The 18,361-nt window shown below is 64.5% G+C and carries 21 protein-coding genes and 1 tRNA gene; 10 read left to right on the top strand and 12 right to left on the bottom strand.

From position 1 onward, the window contains the following. Positions 1–19: 19 nt before the first annotated feature. From AC1TXO_RS17205 to AC1TXO_RS17195, 3 genes are all read right to left on the bottom strand, one after another. Positions 20–799, bottom strand: a complete 780-nt coding sequence (locus AC1TXO_RS17205; RefSeq protein ID WP_486402855.1) for a TSUP family transporter — start codon at positions 797–799, stop codon at positions 20–22. A 134-nt stretch (positions 800–933) separates the two neighbouring features. Then, positions 934–1,392 carry a DUF4440 domain-containing protein gene (locus tag AC1TXO_RS17200; RefSeq protein WP_486402854.1) on the bottom strand — a complete coding sequence of 153 codons (459 nt, stop codon included), beginning with the start codon at positions 1,390–1,392 and terminating at the stop codon, positions 934–936. A gap of 147 nt (positions 1,393–1,539) precedes the next feature. Continuing rightward, positions 1,540–1,707: a DUF6026 family protein gene (locus AC1TXO_RS17195; RefSeq protein WP_486402853.1), complete on the bottom strand. Its 168-nt coding sequence runs from the start codon at positions 1,705–1,707 to the stop codon at positions 1,540–1,542. Positions 1,708–1,910: 203 nt separating this feature from the next. Here AC1TXO_RS17195 and gnd point away from each other — a divergent pair, with 203 nt between their 5' ends. Together gnd and zwf are read left to right on the top strand one after the other, a co-directional pair. Further along, a complete protein-coding gene (gnd, locus tag AC1TXO_RS17190; protein WP_486402852.1) occupies positions 1,911–2,894 on the top strand; it encodes a phosphogluconate dehydrogenase (NAD(+)-dependent, decarboxylating) in 984 nt (327 codons plus the stop codon). Next, on the top strand, positions 2,891–4,396 hold the full coding sequence (gene zwf / locus AC1TXO_RS17185; protein WP_486402851.1) for a glucose-6-phosphate dehydrogenase: 1,506 nt from the start codon (positions 2,891–2,893) through the stop codon (positions 4,394–4,396). The genes gnd and zwf overlap by 4 nt, the downstream gene beginning before the upstream one ends. Before the next feature lie 90 nt (positions 4,397–4,486). On the opposite strand, the gene AC1TXO_RS17180 is transcribed toward zwf, so the two are convergent. Beyond that, a complete protein-coding gene (locus AC1TXO_RS17180; RefSeq protein ID WP_486402850.1) occupies positions 4,487–4,864 on the bottom strand; it encodes a glycine zipper domain-containing protein in 378 nt (125 codons plus the stop codon). A 346-nt stretch (positions 4,865–5,210) separates the two neighbouring features. Between AC1TXO_RS17180 and AC1TXO_RS17175 the strand changes: the two genes are divergently transcribed. Further along, positions 5,211–6,356 (top strand): GGDEF domain-containing protein, encoded by a 1,146-nt coding sequence (locus AC1TXO_RS17175; RefSeq protein ID WP_486406856.1) that lies wholly within the window; start codon positions 5,211–5,213, stop codon positions 6,354–6,356. A gap of 3 nt (positions 6,357–6,359) precedes the next feature. Here the strand turns inward: AC1TXO_RS17175 and AC1TXO_RS17170 are convergent, their stop codons facing one another. Then, positions 6,360–6,665 (bottom strand): RcnB family protein, encoded by a 306-nt coding sequence (locus AC1TXO_RS17170; RefSeq protein ID WP_486402849.1) that lies wholly within the window; start codon positions 6,663–6,665, stop codon positions 6,360–6,362. 112 nt (positions 6,666–6,777) lie between these two features. On the opposite strand from AC1TXO_RS17170, the gene AC1TXO_RS17165 reads away from it, so the two are divergent. Next, the gene (locus AC1TXO_RS17165; protein WP_486402848.1) at positions 6,778–7,128 is read left to right on the top strand and encodes a hypothetical protein; all 351 of its coding nucleotides are present in this window, start codon (positions 6,778–6,780) and stop codon (positions 7,126–7,128) included. A 1-nt stretch (position 7,129) separates the two neighbouring features. On the opposite strand, the gene AC1TXO_RS17160 is transcribed toward AC1TXO_RS17165, so the two are convergent. Further along, a complete protein-coding gene (locus AC1TXO_RS17160) occupies positions 7,130–7,828 on the bottom strand; it encodes a YoaK family protein (RefSeq protein ID WP_486402847.1) in 699 nt (232 codons plus the stop codon). 16 nt (positions 7,829–7,844) lie between these two features. Next, complete coding sequence (locus tag AC1TXO_RS17155) at positions 7,845–8,918, bottom strand: PAS domain-containing protein (protein ID WP_486402846.1); 1,074 nt, start codon at positions 8,916–8,918, stop codon at positions 7,845–7,847. Positions 8,919–9,068: 150 nt separating this feature from the next. Here AC1TXO_RS17155 and AC1TXO_RS17150 point away from each other — a divergent pair, with 150 nt between their 5' ends. Beyond that, positions 9,069–11,162: a TonB-dependent siderophore receptor gene (locus AC1TXO_RS17150; protein WP_486402845.1), complete on the top strand. Its 2,094-nt coding sequence runs from the start codon at positions 9,069–9,071 to the stop codon at positions 11,160–11,162. A gap of 34 nt (positions 11,163–11,196) precedes the next feature. Here AC1TXO_RS17150 and AC1TXO_RS17145 read toward each other — a convergent pair whose 3' ends face one another. Next, positions 11,197–11,571: a GFA family protein gene (locus AC1TXO_RS17145; RefSeq protein WP_486402844.1), complete on the bottom strand. Its 375-nt coding sequence runs from the start codon at positions 11,569–11,571 to the stop codon at positions 11,197–11,199. 84 nt (positions 11,572–11,655) lie between these two features. On the opposite strand from AC1TXO_RS17145, the gene AC1TXO_RS17140 reads away from it, so the two are divergent. Further along, positions 11,656–12,477, top strand: a complete 822-nt coding sequence (locus AC1TXO_RS17140) for a class I SAM-dependent methyltransferase (RefSeq protein ID WP_486402843.1) — start codon at positions 11,656–11,658, stop codon at positions 12,475–12,477. Position 12,478: 1 nt separating this feature from the next. Here the strand turns inward: AC1TXO_RS17140 and AC1TXO_RS17135 are convergent, their stop codons facing one another. The 4 genes from AC1TXO_RS17135 to AC1TXO_RS17120 all read right to left on the bottom strand — a co-directional run bounded on the left by AC1TXO_RS17135 (position 12,479) and on the right by AC1TXO_RS17120 (position 15,627). Beyond that, entirely contained in the window at positions 12,479–13,246 is a 768-nt protein-coding gene (locus AC1TXO_RS17135) for an SDR family oxidoreductase (RefSeq protein WP_486402842.1), read from the bottom strand. A gap of 24 nt (positions 13,247–13,270) precedes the next feature. Next, positions 13,271–14,338, bottom strand: coding sequence for a phosphotransferase family protein (locus tag AC1TXO_RS17130; protein WP_486402841.1), 1,068 nt, complete (start codon positions 14,336–14,338; stop codon positions 13,271–13,273). Positions 14,339–14,538: 200 nt separating this feature from the next. Beyond that, positions 14,539–14,856, bottom strand: coding sequence for an SCP2 sterol-binding domain-containing protein (locus AC1TXO_RS17125; protein ID WP_009682121.1), 318 nt, complete (start codon positions 14,854–14,856; stop codon positions 14,539–14,541). 57 nt (positions 14,857–14,913) lie between these two features. After that, positions 14,914–15,627 (bottom strand): histidine phosphatase family protein, encoded by a 714-nt coding sequence (locus AC1TXO_RS17120; RefSeq protein ID WP_486402840.1) that lies wholly within the window; start codon positions 15,625–15,627, stop codon positions 14,914–14,916. Positions 15,628–15,826: 199 nt separating this feature from the next. On the opposite strand from AC1TXO_RS17120, the gene sohB reads away from it, so the two are divergent. The 4 genes from sohB (at position 15,827) to AC1TXO_RS17100 (ending at position 18,359) form a co-directional block, all read left to right on the top strand. Beyond that, entirely contained in the window at positions 15,827–16,852 is a 1,026-nt protein-coding gene (gene sohB, locus AC1TXO_RS17115; protein WP_486402839.1) for a protease SohB, read from the top strand. A gap of 145 nt (positions 16,853–16,997) precedes the next feature. Next, positions 16,998–17,071: transfer RNA gene (locus AC1TXO_RS17110), tRNA-Cys, on the top strand. Positions 17,072–17,277: 206 nt separating this feature from the next. Beyond that, complete coding sequence (locus AC1TXO_RS17105) at positions 17,278–17,418, top strand: hypothetical protein (protein WP_486402838.1); 141 nt, start codon at positions 17,278–17,280, stop codon at positions 17,416–17,418. Between the two features lie 71 nt (positions 17,419–17,489). Then, positions 17,490–18,359, top strand: coding sequence for an AraC family transcriptional regulator (locus AC1TXO_RS17100; RefSeq protein ID WP_486402837.1), 870 nt, complete (start codon positions 17,490–17,492; stop codon positions 18,357–18,359). Positions 18,360–18,361: the final 2 nt, after the last annotated feature.

Here is an 18,361-nt window from a genome sequence, read left to right as displayed (position 1 = left end):
GCCAGGTACGGGCGCAGGTTCAAGCCTGGCCGAACCAGTGTTGCCAGGCCAGGCGCACGGTCAGCGCCAGCACCACGGTGATGAACACCGGGCGGATGAACTTGCTGCCGCCGCTGATCGCCGTGCGGGCGCCAAAGAATGCGCCGACCATCACCGACACGCCCATGGCCAGGCCGACGATATAGTCCACCTGCCCGGAAATGACGAACACCGTCAGTGCTGCGACGTTGCTGACGAAGTTCATGCTGCGCGCCACGCCACTGGCACGCACCAGGTCGATGGGGTAGAGCAGCAGCGTGCTCACCGTCCAGAACGCGCCCGCGCCGGGCCCCGCCACGCCATCGTAGAAGCCCAGGCTGAAGCCCTGGGGAAACTGCCACTTCTTCCTGATCGGCGCATCGGCATCCAGCGGCGCCTTGGGGGTGCCACCGAACAGCAGGTACAGGCCGCAGGCGAAGACGATCACCGGCAGCATCCTGTTCAGCCATTCGGCCGGCATGTAGTGGGCGATCACCGCGCCGATCAGCGCGCCGCTCAAGGTGCCGACGATTGCCAGGCGCCACTGCGCGGGGTGGAACAGCTTGCGCCGGTAATAGGTGAAACCCGCGGTGGCCGAGCCGAAGGTCGAGCTGAGCTTGTTGGTGCCCAGCACCAGGTGCGGCGGCATGCCTGCCGTGAGCAGGGCCGGGGTGGTCAGCAGGCCGCCGCCTCCGGCGATGGCGTCGATGAAGCCGGCGACGAAGGCCACGGCGGCAAGAATCAGCAGGGTGAGCGGTTCTACGGTGAGTTCGAAGGGCATGGGACGGCTTTCAGGCGGCAGGCGAGGGCGCGGCAAAAGGTCGCGCCGGAAGCGCCACATGGTAATGCCCGGGCCGTGCCCTTGCCAGTGCCGATCGGTGTGGCCCACTGCTCGGAGGTGGACGGTCGGTACATTCAGCTGTCGGGCAGTCGTGAAGAATGGTGATGGCTGATCAGCCACTGCTGGCCATTCCAGCGGTAGGTGAAGGTGTAGCGCGCGGGCACCTGTTCTCCTGTTCGGATGAGCCTGAATGTGTACAGGCCTGCCAGCGTCGCAGTGTTGCAGGCCTGGGTCAGGTGGTGGCTGTCGAGCTTGCCGGCAGGTTGGTCGGCGAGGAAATGCTGGAAGTAGTCGAGATGTGCAGCGCGGGTCAGACGCGGTGTCTTCGACAGGGTCGGCAACAGCAGGGCATCGCTCTCGTAGAGCGCGACGACCTGCTGCGGATCGCCGCTGCGCAGGCTTTCGTTCCAACGCTCGAACAGGGCGATGGCCTGCCGCTTGTCCATCCGTTCACAGTGCTGCGATGCCGCGTGTACAGGCAGGCCAAGAGTGACCAGCAGCCCGAGCGCGATGCAGTGGTTTGCGGTTTTCATGGTGGAAATCCACGCAAGGCAGGCGCCGGGGTGGGCCTGCGACGTGGTCGAATCTACGGCTGCGCAATAGCGCCCACTATCGGAACGGCCTGATGCGGTTTGAAGGGCGTTTCGCAGGCCCTGCGTCAGACACTGGCCCGCGCAGGGTCAGGCGCCGGTGGCCTTGCCGCCCAGGCGGGCCTGTTCCAGCAGCAGGTTCAGCTGGGCCACCTGCTGGCGCAACTGGTCGCGTTCGTCCTTCAGTTGGCGCAGTTCGTCACGGCGCATGGTGACGTAGAGGGTCTGGGTGGGAGCGGCAGGCATATAGGTACCCATGAGCACACCTCGCAGTTAGGCTGGTGACAGTTACAAGCGTAGACGCTTCGTGCGGCGCGCATTCTGAATTCTTTCCCTGCCCATGGGAACTTTTTTGTTTATGGTGGTCGTGCCGTTCGTCGGTGAACCCTCGGCCGGTACGCTGGACTAACCTGAACACCTGAACCGCGTTGTCATTCATTTCGCAAGGGGAGCATCGGCACATGCAACTGGGAATCGTCGGGCTGGGCCGCATGGGCGGCAATATCGCAAGGCGGCTGATGCGCGCCGGCCACCAGATGGTGGTGCACGACCGCAACCGTGACGCCGTCAGCACCCTGACCGGTGAAGGAGCGCAGGGCGCCCACGACCTCGGCGCCCTGGTACAGAAACTCAAGGCGCCGCGTGCGGTGTGGGTCATGCTGCCGGCCGGCGAACCGACCGAGCAGACCATCGCCCAGCTGGCCGAGCTGCTCGAGCCTGGCGATGCGATCATCGATGGCGGCAACACCTTCTACAAGGACGACATGCGCCGCGCTGCCGAGCTTTCCAGGCGTGGGCTGCACTACCTGGACGTGGGTACGTCCGGTGGCGTCTGGGGCCTCGAGCGGGGCTACTGCATGATGATCGGCGGTGAGAAAGACGTGTTCGAACGCCTCGAACCGCTGTTCCAGGCGCTGGCCCCGGGCGTGGGCGACATTCCCCGTACCCAGGGCCGCAGCGGCGCTCACGGGCGTGCCGAGCAGGGGTACATCCATGCCGGTCCGCCGGGTGCCGGGCACTATGTGAAGATGGTGCACAACGGCATCGAATACGGCCTGATGCAGGCCTACGCCGAAGGTTTCGACCTGCTGCGCAGCAAGGGCGGGCCCGAGCTGCCCGAGGACCAGCGCTTCGACCTGAACGTGGCCGAGATTGCCGAGGTCTGGCGGCGTGGCAGCGTGGTCACCTCCTGGCTGCTCGACCTGACCGCCGATGCCCTGGTGGCCGATCCGCAGCTGGCGCAGTTCAGCGGCTCGGTGTCGGACAGCGGTGAAGGGCGCTGGACCATCGATGCAGCCGTCGAGCAGGCGGTGCCGGTGCCGGTGCTGTCCAGCGCGCTGTTTGCCCGCTTCCGTTCACGCCAGCAGCAAGGCACGTTCGGCGACAAGGTGTTGTCTGCCATGCGCCTGGGCTTCGGTGGCCACGTCGAGAAGAAGGGCTCATGAGCAAACAGACGATCCCCGCTGCGCCGCCCTGCACGCTGTTCCTGTTTGGCGCCAATGGCGACCTGGTCAAGCGCCTGCTGATGCCGGCGCTGTACAACCTCAGCCGTGACGGTTTGCTGGACCGCAACCTGCGTATCGTCGGCGTCGACCATAACCAGGTCAGCGCCGAGCAGTTCGCCGGGCGCCTGCATGATTTCATGGTCGAGCGCGACAAGGGCGGCGAGGGTGCGCCCAAGTGCCTGGATGAAGAGCTCTGGTCTCGGCTGGCCGCGCGCCTTGACTACCTGACCGGCGACTTCCTCGACCCGGCCACCTACGAGGCGATCGGCAAGCGTATCGACAAGACCCGTCATGGCAACGCCATCTTCTACCTGGCCACCTCGCCGCGCTTCTTCCCGGAAGTGGCGCAGCGCCTGGGCGAAGCCGGCCTGCTCGATGAGTCCGCAGGCGGTTTTCGCCGGGTGGTGGTGGAAAAGCCGTTCGGCACCGACCTTGCCAGCGCCGAGGCGCTCAACGCCTGCCTGCTCAAGGTGATGAGCGAGCGGCAGATCTACCGCATCGACCATTACCTGGGCAAGGAGACGGTGCAGAACATTCTGGTCAGCCGCTTCTCCAACGGCCTTTTCGAGTCGTTCTGGAACAACCACTACATCGACCACGTGCAGATCACCGCCGCCGAAACCGTCGGCGTCGAAACCCGTGGCGCCTTCTACGACAACACCGGTGCCCTGCGCGACATGGTGCCCAACCACCTGTTCCAGTTGCTGGCAATGGTCGCCATGGAGCCCCCGGCAGCGTTCGGTGCCGATGCCGTGCGCGGCGAAAAGGCCAAGGTGATCGGCGCCATCCGCCCCTGGTCGCAGAAGATGGCCCTGAAGAATTCGGTGCGCGGGCAGTACGTGGCGGGCAAGCAGGGGCGCAAGCGCCTGGCCGGTTATCGCCAGGAGAACAATGTCGACCAGGACAGCCGCACCGAGACCTACGTCGCGCTCAAGGTGATGATCGACAACTGGCGCTGGGCGGGTGTGCCGTTCTACCTGCGCACCGGCAAGCGCATGAGCGTGCGCGATACCGAGATCGCCATCTGCTTCAAGCCTGCGCCTTACGCCCAGTTTCGCGAGTCGGAGCTGGAGCGGCCCAAGCCCAACTACCTGAAGATCCAGATCCAGCCCAACGAGGGCATGTGGTTCGACCTGCAGGCCAAGCGACCGGGGCCGGAACTGGTGATGGAGAACGTCGAGCTGGGGTTTGCCTACAAGGACTTCTTCAAGATGACCCCGGCAACCGGCTACGAAACGCTGATCTATGACTGCCTGACCGGTGACCAGACGCTGTTCCAGCGTGCCGACAATATCGAGAACGGTTGGCGTGCGGTGCAGCCGTTCCTCGATGCCTGGGCCAGTGCTGGCGAGGTGCACGAGTATGCGGCAGGGGAGGATGGGCCCGAGGCGGGCAATGAACTGCTGAGCCGGGACAAGCGCGAGTGGCATCGCCTGGGCTGAAGAGCCCGGCATGATACCTGACCTGCAGGAGCGGGGTTGTCCCGCGATCGGGCGCGACACCAGGCCGCCCCTGCAGGTCAGGCACGGGTATCAGTGGTGACGGTGCTTCTTGTCCTTGTCACCCATGTGGTTGCCGATCGCGCCACCGGCTGCGCCGCCCAGGCCGGCACCGATGGTCGAACCGTTGGAGCCGCCGAGCTTGCCGCCCAGCAGCGAGCCGCCGGCCGAGCCCAGGCCGCCACCGATCGCCGCTTCGGCGCGGTTGCCTTTGCGCGCACCCACGGCACTGCCCGCTGCGCCGCCCAGGCCTGCGCCGAGGGCCGCACCGGTGCTGCCACCGATCTGTTTGCCGACGACGTTGCCCAGGGCGCCGCCCAGGCCGCCACCGATGGCTGTAGTACCGTCACCGGCGAAGGCGCCTTGGCACAACAGCAGGCCCAGGGCGAGGGAAGGCAGAGTCAGACGCATGATTTCATGAACCTCGAAGCAATCATCAGGGTTGGATGCCGCAGGCCTGCGGCGGATAGGAAGTGAAAGACGTTTCGGCAGTGGATGCAGTCACGCTGCCGGCACCATCGCGCAGTTGCCGATGATGATGAAAATGCAGGTTCGGCAAGGGTTTGCCGGACAACTGCTGAGACCGGGCAGAATTCATTTGGTTTCCAGGGCGCACAAAATATTATCGCTCCAGTGAAGCCGACGTGCCTTGACGCTGCTGTTCTGTCCCGTTCGGTCATGGTCGAGGGCGTATGCGCCTCCTAGACTGTCAGGCAGGTCGCGAACAAGACGGCCATCTGCCACACGGTGAATCATGATGATCGCCCACACCCCCACGCTGTTCGCTGCGGTCGCGCTGGTGGCGACGATCCTGGCTTTCTGCCTGCTGCTGGTCGGCCAGTTCAACCGTCGCGACAACCTGCTGCTGACCGGCTGCGGGCTGTTGGCCCACGCCCTGGCCTACGTCTGCTACACCCTGTTCGGCCATGCGCCGCTGTGGGTCAGCTACGCCTTGGGCAACGGCCTGCTGTCGCTGGCCCTGGCGTTCTATTCGGCCAGCCTGTTCCGCGTGCGCGAACTGACCGTGCCGTGGCGGCCGATCTTCATCATCCCGGCGCTGATGCTGCCGGCCTTGCTGATGCTGCTCGACACCACGGAGCCGCGCATGCTGCTGGCGACCCTGGTGCTGATGCTGCAATGCGCGCTGATTTTCTACTGGGCCAGGCGCCACGCCCAGCACCAGGGGCGTGCCAACCTGCTGCTGGTGATCGGCGCCGGCATCAGCCTGGTGGGGCTGGGCATGCGGGTGGTGGCGGTCGTCGCGGGGACGGCGCAGGACCTGCGTTATGACACCAGCAACCTCAAGCAGACGGTGTCGGTGGCGATCGGCACGGTCACGGTGATGATGTATTCCATCGGCCTGGTGCTGATGGCCAAGGAGCGCAGCGAGTCGCGGCTGCAGCACCTGGCCGGGCACGACGTCCTGACCGGCACCGGCAACCGCCGGGCGATCCTCGAGCGTTTCGAGCAGGAGCTTGAACGGGCGCGCCTGGCGCAGTGCAGCCTGGCGGTGGCGATGATCGACATCGATCACTTCAAGCGCATCAACGATGTGCATGGCCACCTGGCCGGCGACGAGGTGCTCTGCCATTGCGTACGTCAGTTGCAGCAGCGCCTGCGCGCGGGTGACTGCCTGGGGCGTTACGGCGGCGAAGAGTTCCTGCTGCTGCTGCCGGGCACCGAGGGCGAGGGCGCCCTGGTCTTGCTCGACGGCCTGCGCCAGGCCATCGCGAGCAGCCCGGCGCGGTTCGCCGGGCTGCAGATCGACCTGTGCTTCAGTGTCGGGCTCTGGTGTGGTGTGCCCGGGGCGGGCGATACACCCGCCAGCCTGATCGCCCGGGCCGACGCGGCGCTGTACCTAGCCAAGGCCGGCGGGCGCAACACAGTGCGCCTGGCGGCCTGAGCTTCATTTGCCGGGCTGGATCGCCAGCACCACGCCATTGGTGATCTGCACCAGCACGTAGTTGTGGCCCATCTTCACCCAGTGGCTTTCCTTCTCCGGTTGCGGCAGGCCCTTGGCCTTCCAGTCGCGCACGGCTTCGTCGTCGCGCTTGTACTGGTCGGGCGCCTTGTCGCCGACTTTCAGTTCCCGGTTATGCGTCTCGGGTGCGGTGACGCTTTCGACGGAGGACTCTGCCGCCTGCGCGCTCAGTGGCAACTGGGTCAGGGGCAGGGTGAACAGCAGGGCGCACAGCAGGGAGCGGGATTTCATACAGGACTTCCTCATGGATACTCTGTAAGTGCGACAACATCTGGCGTGCGACAATTCACTCGCAATCACCGTCAATGCTACAGTCGCCTCTTTTTCGCTTCGAGGATGGAACATGCGAGCACTACTGCCGATGGCTGCAGCCCTGATGTTGTTCGGTTGCGCCTCATCGACCATGGAGGCTGCGCGCAACGGCCAGCCGAGCGCGCGCCTCGATTCGCATAAAGCGCCAGAGCTGGTGGCCCAGTGCATCCAGTTCAGCTGGCAGGAAGAGTCGCGCTTCGGTGTCGATGCCAGCGGCTACCTGGAAACGCGCAAGGCCGGTGGTTTCACTGTCTATACCCGCGAAGCCGAGTCTTTCGTCGACGTCTACGCGCAAGGCGGCGGCACCCATGTCGATTACTATGCGCAGCGCAACGACATGGTCTCGCTGCAGCGCAAGGCTGCGGCGGCAACCTGCCTCTGACTCAGCGCGGCATGTAGCGCAATTGCCAGCGCCGTGGGATCTTCCATGACACCACGGCCAGCAGCAGGGCGGTCAGTGCGCTGGCCAGCAGGGCAGGGCGTTCGAAGCGCTGTTCTAGCAGGACACCGATCACCGCACCGATGAACATGCCGCACCAGGGCACCAGCTGCACGCGCCAGCCCAGGCGCTGCTGGCCCAGCAAGGTCCGACCCAGGCCACGGCCGAATCGCGAAAGGGCACCGGTGACGTAGGTCAGGCCGATCGGCAGGCCGTTCACTTCCTCGACCACCGCATTGATCATGCCCATCGCACTGACTGCAGCCAGCAGTGCGGGCAATTGCAAGGGCTCCGGCAGCGTGCCGGCGACCGCCAGCAGCACGGCGATGGTGCCCAGCAGTGGCCAGTGCCGTCGGCCGCTGCGTGCAGCGATGATCACCCCCAGGGCATTGCCCAGCACGAACGCTGCGATCACCAGCGCCAGGCGCAGCACCGGGCCGAACTCGGCGGCGCCGATCGAGACGGCCAGGCGCGTGGTGTTGCCGCTCATGAACGACACGAAGTCACCGGTGGCCATGAAGCCGATCGCGTCGGTCATGCCGGCGAGCACCGACAGGGCGGCAACGAAATACAGCCCGACCGCCCCGCGACGCTGTATGCGCTGCTGACGCAGGCTGCTGGACGACGGGCTCCCCGGTAGCATCGCCGTTTTCCTCCGGTCAGCCCAGGCGCGCTTCAAGCCCGGCGATATGTGCCTGCAGGCGTTGGTGTTCCTCGCGTTCGGCGCTGATGTTCTCGAACACGCTGATCAGGTGCTCGGGCTGGCCATCGGCCTGACGCTGCAGCGAGGTACGCACGCGCACCCACAGGTAATGGCCGTCCTTGTGCCGCACGCGCTTCTCCACCGCGTAGCGGTCGATCTCGCCTGCGAGCAGGCGCTTGAGCAATTGCAGGTTGTGCGGCAGGTCGTCGGGGTGGGTCAGTTGCTGGAAGGTCGAGCCGTAGAGTTCGTCTTCGCAGTAGCCGAGCAGCTCGCAGAAACCGCCATTGACCCGCTGCCAGCTGCCGTCAGGGTCGATGTAGGCCAGGGCGCCCCAGGCAAACTCGAAGATGGTGCGAAAGCGCGCCTCGCTCTGGCGCAGTTCTTCCTCGGCAACCTTGCGCTCGGTGGCATCCATGCTGATGCCGACCATCTTCACGGCACGCCCAGCGCTGTCGGCCAGCACCGTGGCGCGCGAGGCGATCCAGCACTGGCTGGCGTCGGCGCGGATGATGCGGAAATCACATTCGCAGCCGGTGCCCTCGGCGACGGCCTGGGCATACATGGCCTGCATCGGCGGGATGTCGTCGGCGTGGATGTGGGCCCAGAATTCCTCGTTGCGCTGCACGGGCCAGCCGTAGACCGCCTCGACATTGGGCGAGTAGGTGACCTCGTCGGTGATCAGGTTCCACTCCCAGGTGACGATCCGCGCCCCTTCCTGGGCCAGCTTCATGCGCGTTTCGCTTTCCATGATCTCGGCGGTGTAGCGTCGACGCACATCGGTCATCGGCAATTCCACCACCTCGGCCTGCTGCACGCTCTGCAGCGCTTGCTCGCCGTAGCGCAGCCAGATCCAGTTGACCTTGAGGAAGTCGGCAAGCTTGCGCAGGTTGTCGTAGTCAATCTCGCCGCCGCGGGTCCACTTGTGCACCGCCGTGCGTGAAATACCCAGGGCCGTGCCCACCGCCTGCAGGGTCAGCTTGTGGTGTTCGAGCAATTCCTTGAGACGAAACGCAAAGCTGTTCTCAACCATTGGAACGGTTCCTGGAAGCGGGCCGGAAGCTGGAGTATAACCGACCGTCAACTTTGGGTTGACAGGCAAATGGGTTTTTTTCGCATTCGGGTATTCCTCGCATCGTTCATAAATTGATATGTTATCACGTAAATGTCAGGAGTTTTTTTCATGAAAGTCACCCCAGCCCGGCTCTGCCTGGGCTTTTCGTTGTCTGTGCTCGGTCTTTCCGGCAATGCCGCCGAGCCGGTGGTGCTCGAGGCCGTGACCGTCAGCGACAGCCATCTGGACGAGCGCGCCGACGGGCCGGTGCAGGGCTACCGTGCGACCCGTTCGAGCACGGCCACGCGCACCGACACCGACCTGCGCGATACCCCGCAGAGTGTGGCGGTGGTGCCCAGCCAGGTACTCGAAGACCTCAACAGCACACGCATCGATCGCGCCCTGGACTTTGCCGGCGGGGTGACCCGGCAGAACAACTTCGGCGGGCTGACCTTCCTCAACTACAGCGTGCGTGGCTTCACTACCGGTGAGCTGTACAAGAATGGTTTCGCCATCAACCGTGGCAGCTACAGCGCACCGGACACCTCGACCATCGAGCGCATCGAAGTGCTCAAGGGTCCGGCCGCCAGCCTGTATGGGCGTGGCGATCCGGGAGGGCTGGTCAACATCGTCAGCAAGCGTCCGCAGGAAGAGGCCTTCACCCGGCTCAAGGCCAGCGCCGGAAGCTGGGACCGCTACCGTGGCAGCCTCGACGTCAACACGCCACTGGACGAGGAGGGGCGCCTGCTGTCGCGGGTCAACCTGGCGGTGGAGGACAACGGCAGCTTCCGTGACCACGTCGACAGCCGTCGGCAGATCGTCAGCCCTTCGCTGAGCTGGCAGCTCGACCCCGATACGCTGTTGTCGCTGGATGCCGAATTCTCGCGCACCGAGTCGGTGTTCGACCGAGGCATCCCGGCGGTGAACGGCCAGCTGGGGTCGGTCAAGCGCTCGACCTTCCTCGGTGAGCCCAACGACGGCCATATCCGCAACGACAACCAGACCCTGGACCTGGCCCTGGAACATCACCTGAACGACAGCTGGAAGCTGCGCCTGGCCAACCACTACACCCAGGGCCATCTGCGCGGCAACAGTTCGGAGCCCTCGCGGGTGGTTGGCGATGTGATCAGCCGTTTCTACCGCGAACGGAATTTCGAGTGGAACGACAACATCACCCAGGCCGAACTGCACGGGCAGTTCGACTTCCTCGGCTGGCAGCACCAGAGCCTGATCGGCCTGGAGTACGAGAACTATCGCAACAGTCAGAAGTACCCGCAGAGCGCGACTTCGCTCGGCTACGGGCTGGATATCTACCAGCCGGTGTACGGCCAGCCGAAACCGCCGCTGATCAACCCCAATGACTTCTTCGAGCGCACCGAGAGCCAGGCCCTCAACCTGCAGGACCAGATCACCTTCGACGAGCGTTGGCGCGGCCTGGTCGGCGTGCGCCTGGAGCGCGTAGAGCAGACCGCGCTCAACCGCGCCACCGGAGTGAGCAACAGCCAGGTCAAGGAGGTCGCCACCCCGCGTGTCGGCCTGCTGTACCAGTGGACACCGCAAGTGGGTGTGTTCGCCAACGCCTCGACCTCGTTCAAGCCCAATGCCATCGGCACCCAGGGCCAGGTGTACAAGCCCGAAAAGGGCCTGGGCTACGAGACCGGTCTGAAGCTCGATCTGTTCGACAGCCGACTGGGCGCGACTGTCGCGCTGTTCAGCATCGACAAGGAAAACGTCGTCACCACCGACGCCTTCGGTGAAAGCATCGCCGCGGGCAAGGCGCGCAGCCAGGGTCTGGACCTGCAGTTCAGCGGGCAGCTCACCGACGCGCTGCGAGTGATCGGTGCCTATGCCTACATCGATGCCGAGGTCACCAAGGGCGATGCAGCGTTGCCCAAGGGGAGCGACCTGCTGGGGATTCCCCGCCACAGCGGCAGCCTGATGCTGGTGCACGAGTTCCAGGATGGCTGGCTGCGCGGCTCCGATGTCGGTGCTTCGGCCAACTATGTGGGCGAGCGCTCCGGGGAGGCTGGCGGCAACCTGCGCCTGCCGGCATACAGCACCCTGGACCTGCTGGCCCACTACAAGGCCAGCGAGCAGCTGAGCTTCGGGGTGAACCTGAACAACCTCTTCGACCGCAAGTACTACGAGCGTGGCTACAACGCCGCGTGGAACATGCCGGGCGAGCCGCGCAACCTGAGTGTCAGCATGAGTCTGTCGCTGTAGTCCGGGGACCGCTCGGCGGTCCCCAACCCAACCCTCATCGACCCTGACGTATCCACCCCGGGCAGCGTTCCTCGAACGAATGCCCGGTCGGTACCAGTTGTTCGTCCCCGATCTCATCGAAACAGCCCAGCAGCAGCGCCACCGTCGGTGCATCGTCGATCGCGCCGATCGAGCTGCCGCAGCGCCGGCAGAAGGCCCGGCTGGAATAATCCGAAGATCGCCAGGTGTCCGGCGCTCCGTCCTCTCCCACCCAACGTACCCGCCCACGCTCGAACTCCACCCAGCTCGCCAGCAGGGCGCCGGTATGCTGCTGGCACCAGCGGCAGGAGCAATGGTGCGCATTGGCTGCGGGCGCATCGGCCTCGAAGCGGATCGCGCCGCACAGGCAGCCGCCCTTGTAGGTCTTCATGCTGGCTTTCTCTCCTTGAATGAGCGGTTGTCGACCTGCACCGAGGCCGGTTAACGTGGCGTTTTTCCGCACAGGGAAGTGTCCATGAATCCGTCACTGGAACTCAACCGCGCCAACTGGGACGAGCGGGCGCCCTTGCATGCCGCCTCGCCGGGCTATGAAGTCGAGCGCTTCGTGCAATCTGCCGGACACTTGTCGGAAGTGGTGCGTTTCGACCTGCCGTTGCTGGGCGACATCCGCGGCCTCAAGACCCTGCACCTGCAATGCCATATCGGCACCGACACCCTGTCGCTCGCGCGTCTGGGTGCGCAGGTCAGCGGGCTGGACTTTTCGTCGGCATCGCTGGCGCAGGCGCGGTTGCTGGCCGAGCGCTGTGGCACGGATATCGACTATGTCGAGGCCGATGTCTACCGCGCCAGCGAGGTGCTGCCCAAGGCGAGCCATGACCTGATCTACACCGGGATCGGCGCACTGTGCTGGCTGCCGGACATCCAGCGCTGGGCGCAGAATGTCGCGGCATTGCTCAAGCCGGGAGGGCGGCTGTTCCTGCGTGAGGGGCACCCGATGCTGTGGACGCTCGACGAAACCCACGCCGATCGCCTGCAGGTCGACTTCCCGTACTTCGAGCACGAGGCGCCGGTTATCTTCCACAGCGACCAGACCTACGTCGAAAGCGAGCATCGCCTGGCGCAGACCGAGACCCATTCCTGGAATCGCGGCCTCGGCGAAATCATCACGGCCTTGCTCGACCAGGGCTTGCAACTGACTGCGCTGGTCGAGCATCAGAGCATCCCGTGGGAGGCCTTGCCCGGGCAGATGAGCAAGGGCGCCGACGGTGAGTGGCGCCTGGTGGATCGCCCCGAGCGCCTGCCGCTGAGCTATACCCTGCAGGCGCGCAAGGGCTGATTCAGGAGAGGAAGCCGCCGTCGACGTTGAGCGCGGTGCCGGTGGTGTAGCTGGAAGCGTCGCTGGCCAGGTACAGCACTGCGCCGGCCATCTCGCTCGGGTCGGCCACGCGCTTGAGCGGGATCTGCTGCAGGGCAGTCTTGAGAATGGCGTCGTTCTTCACCAGCGCCGAGGCGAACTTGGTGTCGGTCAGGCCTGGCAGCAAGGCGTTGCAGCGGATGCCGAACTGCGCGCACTCCTTGGCGAACACCTTGGTCATGTTGATCACCGCAGCCTTGGTCACCGAATAGATGCCCTGGAACAGGCCTGGCGACACGCCGTTGATCGAGGCCACGTTGATGATGCTGCCACCGCCGTGCTCGCGCATCAGCTTGCCGGCTTCCACCGACATGAAGAAGTAGCCGCGGATGTTCACGTCGACGGTTTTCTGGAAGGCGCTGACGTCGGTGTCCAGCACGTTGCAGAACTGCGGGTTGGTGGCGGCGTTGTTGACCAGGATATCCAGGCGCCCGAACTGCTCGCGGATGCCGGCGAACACCTGCTGGATCTGTTCCAGCTCCCCGATGTGGCAGGCCACTGCGGTGGCCTTGCCGCCTGCGGCGATGATCGCCTCGGCGACCTGCTGGCAGCCCTCGAGCTTGCGGCTGGAAACGATCACGTGGGCACCTTGCTGGGCCAGCAGTTTGGCGATGGCTTCGCCGATGCCGCGGCTGGCGCCGGATACGAAGGCGATCTTGCCGTCAAGGTCGAACAGTTGGGTCTTGGACATGCTGGTTTTCCTTGTTGTCGCCGGTTACAGGGTGGATTTGCCGATCAGTTGCAGGCTCATCTGCTCCAGCAGCCGGTTCATGTGGATGAACTGGGCGAAGCGTTTGTCCTGGGTCTGGCCGTGGAAGAAGCGGTAATAGATCTGCTGGACGATCCCGGCCAGGCGGAACAAGCCGTAGCAGTAGTAGAAGTCGAAGTTGTCGATGCGAATGCCGGCGCGCTCGGCGTAGTAGTCGACGAACTGGCGGCGGGTCAGCATGCCGGGTGCGTTGCTCGGCTGGCGGCGCATCAGTTGCACCGGCGCCGGGTCGTCCGCTTCGATCCAGTAGGCCAGGCTGTTGCCCAGGTCCATCAGCGGGTCGCCGATGGTTGCCATCTCCCAGTCCAGCACGCCGATGATGCGCATGGGGTTGTCGGCGTCGAGGATGACGTTGTCGAAGCGATAGTCGTTGTGCACGATGCCGGGGCGCGGATGGTCGGCGGGCATCTTCTCGCGCAGCCAGGCAATCACCTGTTCCCAGCGCGGCGCATCCGGGGTCAGGGCTTTTTCGTAGCGGCTCGACCAACCTTCGATCTGGCGCTGCACGTAGCCTTCGGGCTTGCCCAGGTCGGCAAGGCCGCAGGCGGTGTAGTCGACCTGATGCAGTTCCACCAGACGGTCGATGAAACTCTTGCACAGGGCTTGGGTGCGGCCCGCGTCCAGCGCCAGTTCGGCCGGCAGGTCCGAACGCAGGATGATGCCCTTGACCCGCTCCATCACATAGAACTCGCCGCCGATCAGCGACTCGTCGGTGCAGTGCACATAGGCCTTGGGGCAGAACGGGAAGCCGTCGTTGAGCTGGTTGAGGATGCGGAACTCACGGCCCATGTCATGGGCCGACTTGGCCTTGTGGCCGAACGGCGGACGGCGCAGCACGAACTCGCGCCCAGGGTAGGCCACCAGGTAGGTGAGGTTGGAGGCGCCACCGGGGAACTGGCTGATGCTCGGGGTGCCTGTCAGGCCGGTGATGTGCCGCTTGAGGTAAGGGTCGATGATCGCCGCATCGAGTTCTTCGCCGGGGCGGACCTGGGTGGACTGGTCGGTGAGCGTCATGCGTCTTCCTTATTCTCGGTCGCAAGGATCATTGGCTAATCTAATGGGCGGCCCAGGCTGGGACAAGCGTGCCAGCGGTCATATCGACGCGGGTGTTGCCGGTCGATCACTGCCCCTGATGAATGGCGCCACATGCCTGCAGGCGAAAAAAAACCGAAGCCGGCCTGGCTTCGGTTTTTTCATCGACCCGTTCGCATCACTCAGGACGGGAACAGCTCGCTCAGCTTCATCGACAGCATCATGTCGCCCTCGACGCGCAGCTTGCCGCCCATGAAGGCCTGCATGCCGTCGGTCTCGCCGCTGACGATGCCCTTGAGGGTTTCGCTGTCCATCACCAGGGTGCAGTTGGCGTCAGGGTTCTCGCCTTCCTGCAGTTCGCAGGTGCCGTCCTTGACGATCAGTGCGTAGTGCTTGTCTTCGTCGGTGATGTTGAAGCCGAACACCAGGTCCAGGCCGGCGGCAGCGGATGGGTTGAACTTCTCTTGCATCTTCTTCACGGCATCAGCTACGGAGGTCATGGCGCATTCCTTATTGAGTGATATTCAGGTCCCCGCAGGGACACGACGTGCCGGGCTCTATCGGTAGGTGATGAGCTCCGGCGCCTTCAGCAGTTGCACATGGGCCTGGCTGTTGAAGGAAGCCATTGCCACGTCGCGGCCGCGGAACTTCAGCTGGCTGAGCGACGTGTTGATGATTTGCCAGTTCAGGATGAACGCCTGGGCTGGGGTGATGCCGGTGACCAGATGGAGCAGGGCGGCGATGCTGCCGCCGGAGGTGAAGATGGCGATGTTGTCGCCACTCGACGCATGCGTCAGCACCCGCTGCAGCCCGGCGTCGATCCGTGCGATGAACGAAGCCCAGGTTTCCAGGCCGTCGTGCGCCGCGTGCTGGCCATCGTGCCAGCGCTGCACCATCAGCGCGAACAGGCGCTGGAACTCGCTGCGGTTTTGCGCGGCGTTGCGCAGCACGTGCAGCGCCTCGGGCTCCTCCGGCAGCAGGGCCGGAAGCAGGGCGCGGATCACGCCGTCGGCATCGAACTCGTTGAAGGCGGCATCGGTCTCTATGGCCGGTATCGCGCAACCGCAGGCCGCCATGGCGTCAAGCGCCAGGCGCGCGGTGTCCTGCTGGCGGCGCAGGTCGCCGGCCAGGCAGCGGTCCAGGCGCAGGTCCAACTGGGCCAGGTGCTCTCCCAATGCCTGACTCTGGCGCACACCCAGCGGCGACAGGACATCGTAGTCGTCGGCACCGAAGGAGGCTTGGCCATGTCGGATCAGGTAGATGTTGCCCACTGGAATGTCCGGCCGGGATAGAGGTTGCTGCGAGGTTAGGACGCGCCAGACAGGCTGTCAATGAAAAAACATACAAGCGTTTGAAAAGGTTGTTTGAACTGTGTTGCCAGCATTTTCCCATGCTGGCAGCCGCTCAGGCGCACCGGTATGCTTGCAACAGTTTCGCGCCGTGCAGGCGCAGGTCTATTAAGGAGTCAATGTGGAGTTTCTTGCCGAATACGCAAGCTTTCTCGCCAAAACCGCCACCCTGGTGATCGCCATCCTGGTCATCCTGTCGGGCATCGCCAACCTGCGTGGCAAGGGCCGGCGCAAGCCCGGCGGGCAATTGCAGGTGACCCGTCTGAACGAGTTCTACAAGGAGCTGCGCGAGCGCCTGGAAGCCGGCCTGCTCGACAAGGCCGAACTCAAGGCCCTGCGCAAGCAGCAGGCCAGGACCGAAAAACAGAAGAAGAAAGGCAAGGCCAAGCCCGAGGAGAAGGGACGCGTCTTCGTGCTGGACTTCGACGGCGACATCAAGGCCTCGGCCACCGAGAGCCTGCGCAACGAGATCACTGCGCTGCTGACCCTCGCCACCCCGCGTGACGAAGTGGTGCTGCGCCTGGAGAGCGGCGGCGGGCTGGTGCACAGCTACGGCCTGGCCGCCTCGCAACTGGCGCGCATCCGCCAGGCCGGCATCCCGCTGACCGTGTGCATCGACAAGGTCGCGGCGAGCGGCGGCTACATGATGGCCTGTATCGGCGAGAAGATCGTCAGCGCCCCGTTCGCCGTGCTCGGCTCGATCGGCGTGGTCGCGCAGTTGCCCAACGTCAACCGCCTGCTGAAGAAGCACGATGTCGACTTCGAAGTGTTCACCGCCGGTGAATACAAGCGCACCGTGACCGTATTCGGCGAGAACACCGAGAAGGGCCGGGAGAAATTCCAGGAAGACCTGGACGTCACCCACCAGCTGTTCAAGGACTTCGTCGCCCGCTACCGCCCGCAGTTGCACATCGATGAAGTCGCCACCGGCGAAGTGTGGCTGGGCGTAGCCGCTCTCAACCGCAAGCTGGTCGACGAGCTGCGCACCAGCGACGAGTACCTCAGCGACCGCGCCCACGACGCCAACCTGTTCCACGTCCGCTATGCCGAGCGCAAGTCGCTGCAGGAGCGGATCGGCGTTGCTGCCAGCGCCACGCTGGAGAACACCCTGGTGAGCCTCTGGAGCAAGCTTGGCCGCTTGCGCTAACACCTTGAACCCCTTGAAGATTTTTTTCTTCAAGGGGGTTGCAAGGTGAGGGGAATGCCGACATAATGGCGTCCATCGAAACGCAGCTTGCTTGAAAAAGCCGAGCGGTTTCAAGGAGATAGCGAAAGCTGACTCCGAACTTTGAGGCCGAGTAGCAAAGTGGTTATGCTCCGGATTGCAAATCCGTCTACGCCGGTTCGATTCCGACCTCGGCCTCCACCATTCGAAAGCCCCGCAGATTAACGTCTGCGGGGTTTTTCTTTATGGGTCAAAAAAGCCAAGAGTTCCGAAACAAAGGGCATAGAGTTCCGAAACTTCAGCCTTCGAGGGCTTTGCGGCTCGGCCCCGCACTGGGCTCGGTGCACTGACCCCGCCCGCAGGCGGGCTATGGTAGATTTCCTGCTCCAGCAAGGAGGCAGGCGCAGATGAGCAGCAGAGCAACGGATCGGCAGATCGACAACATCGAGTTCAACGTAAGCGACCGCGGTGGCTACGAACTGGCCGTCTGGACCGAAACGAACCGAGGGGCCACCGCACCCTCGCGCACGGCACTCGAACCCAGTTGAGCAAACCCGGCTAGGTATGCTGTCCGGGCATCGACGATCCTTGCTCCACCGCAACCACTGGACCCTCACCGATGTCCTGCACTCCCAGCAACGCGATCTACGCACAACGCTTCGAAGCGGTGCTCACCCATATCCAGGCCAACCTTGAAGGCGACCTGTCGGTGAACACGCTGAGCCAGATCGCGCACTTCTCGAGCTTTCATTTCCATCGGCAGTTCACGGCGTACGTCGGCGTCCCCGTCGCGCGTTATGTGCAGCTGATGCGTTTGCGTCGAGCGGCTCAGCGGCTGGCTGCAGATGAACGGCATTCGGTGCTGGATGCCGCGCTGGACGCCGGCTTCGAAAGCCCAGAGGCATTCAGCCGGGCGTTTCGCCGGGACTTCGGGCTGTCGCCCAGTGCCTTTCGCCAGGCACCGAGCTGGCAGCTGTGGAATGCGGTGTTTGCCATTCCTCATTTCTCCAGGAGTATCGTCATGCAAGTACGGATCGTCGATTTCGCCGAAGTCAGGGTTGCCGCCCTGGAACACCGGGGTGCCCCCGCGTTGCTGGACCAGACCATCGCTCGCTTCATCGCCTGGCGCAAGCGCACCGGGCAGTCGCCGGTGGACGCCAGCCGTACCTTCGGGATTCCCTACGGCAACCCCGACACCACCCCGGCGGCAGATTTTCGCTTTGCCATCTGCGGGGAAATTGCCCAGGCGCCGACCGCCAACGAAGAGGGGGTGCAGGAGCGGTTCATCCCTGCCGGACGCTGCGCGGTGGTGCGGCATGTCGGTTCGCCGCACGCCATCGGCGAGAGCATCTACCCGGTGTATCGCGACTGGTTGCCGGGCAGTGGCGAGGAGCTGCGCGACCATCCGCTGTTCTTCGAGTACCTGAGCGTCTATCCCGAGACGCCTGTCGAGCAGTGGCAGACCGACATCTACATCCCGTTGCAGTGAAT

This window comes from Pseudomonas sp. FA117 (assembly GCF_057370475.1).
Note: the sequence above shows the minus strand (reverse complement) of the source record. Positions and strands in the feature narration are given on the sequence as shown.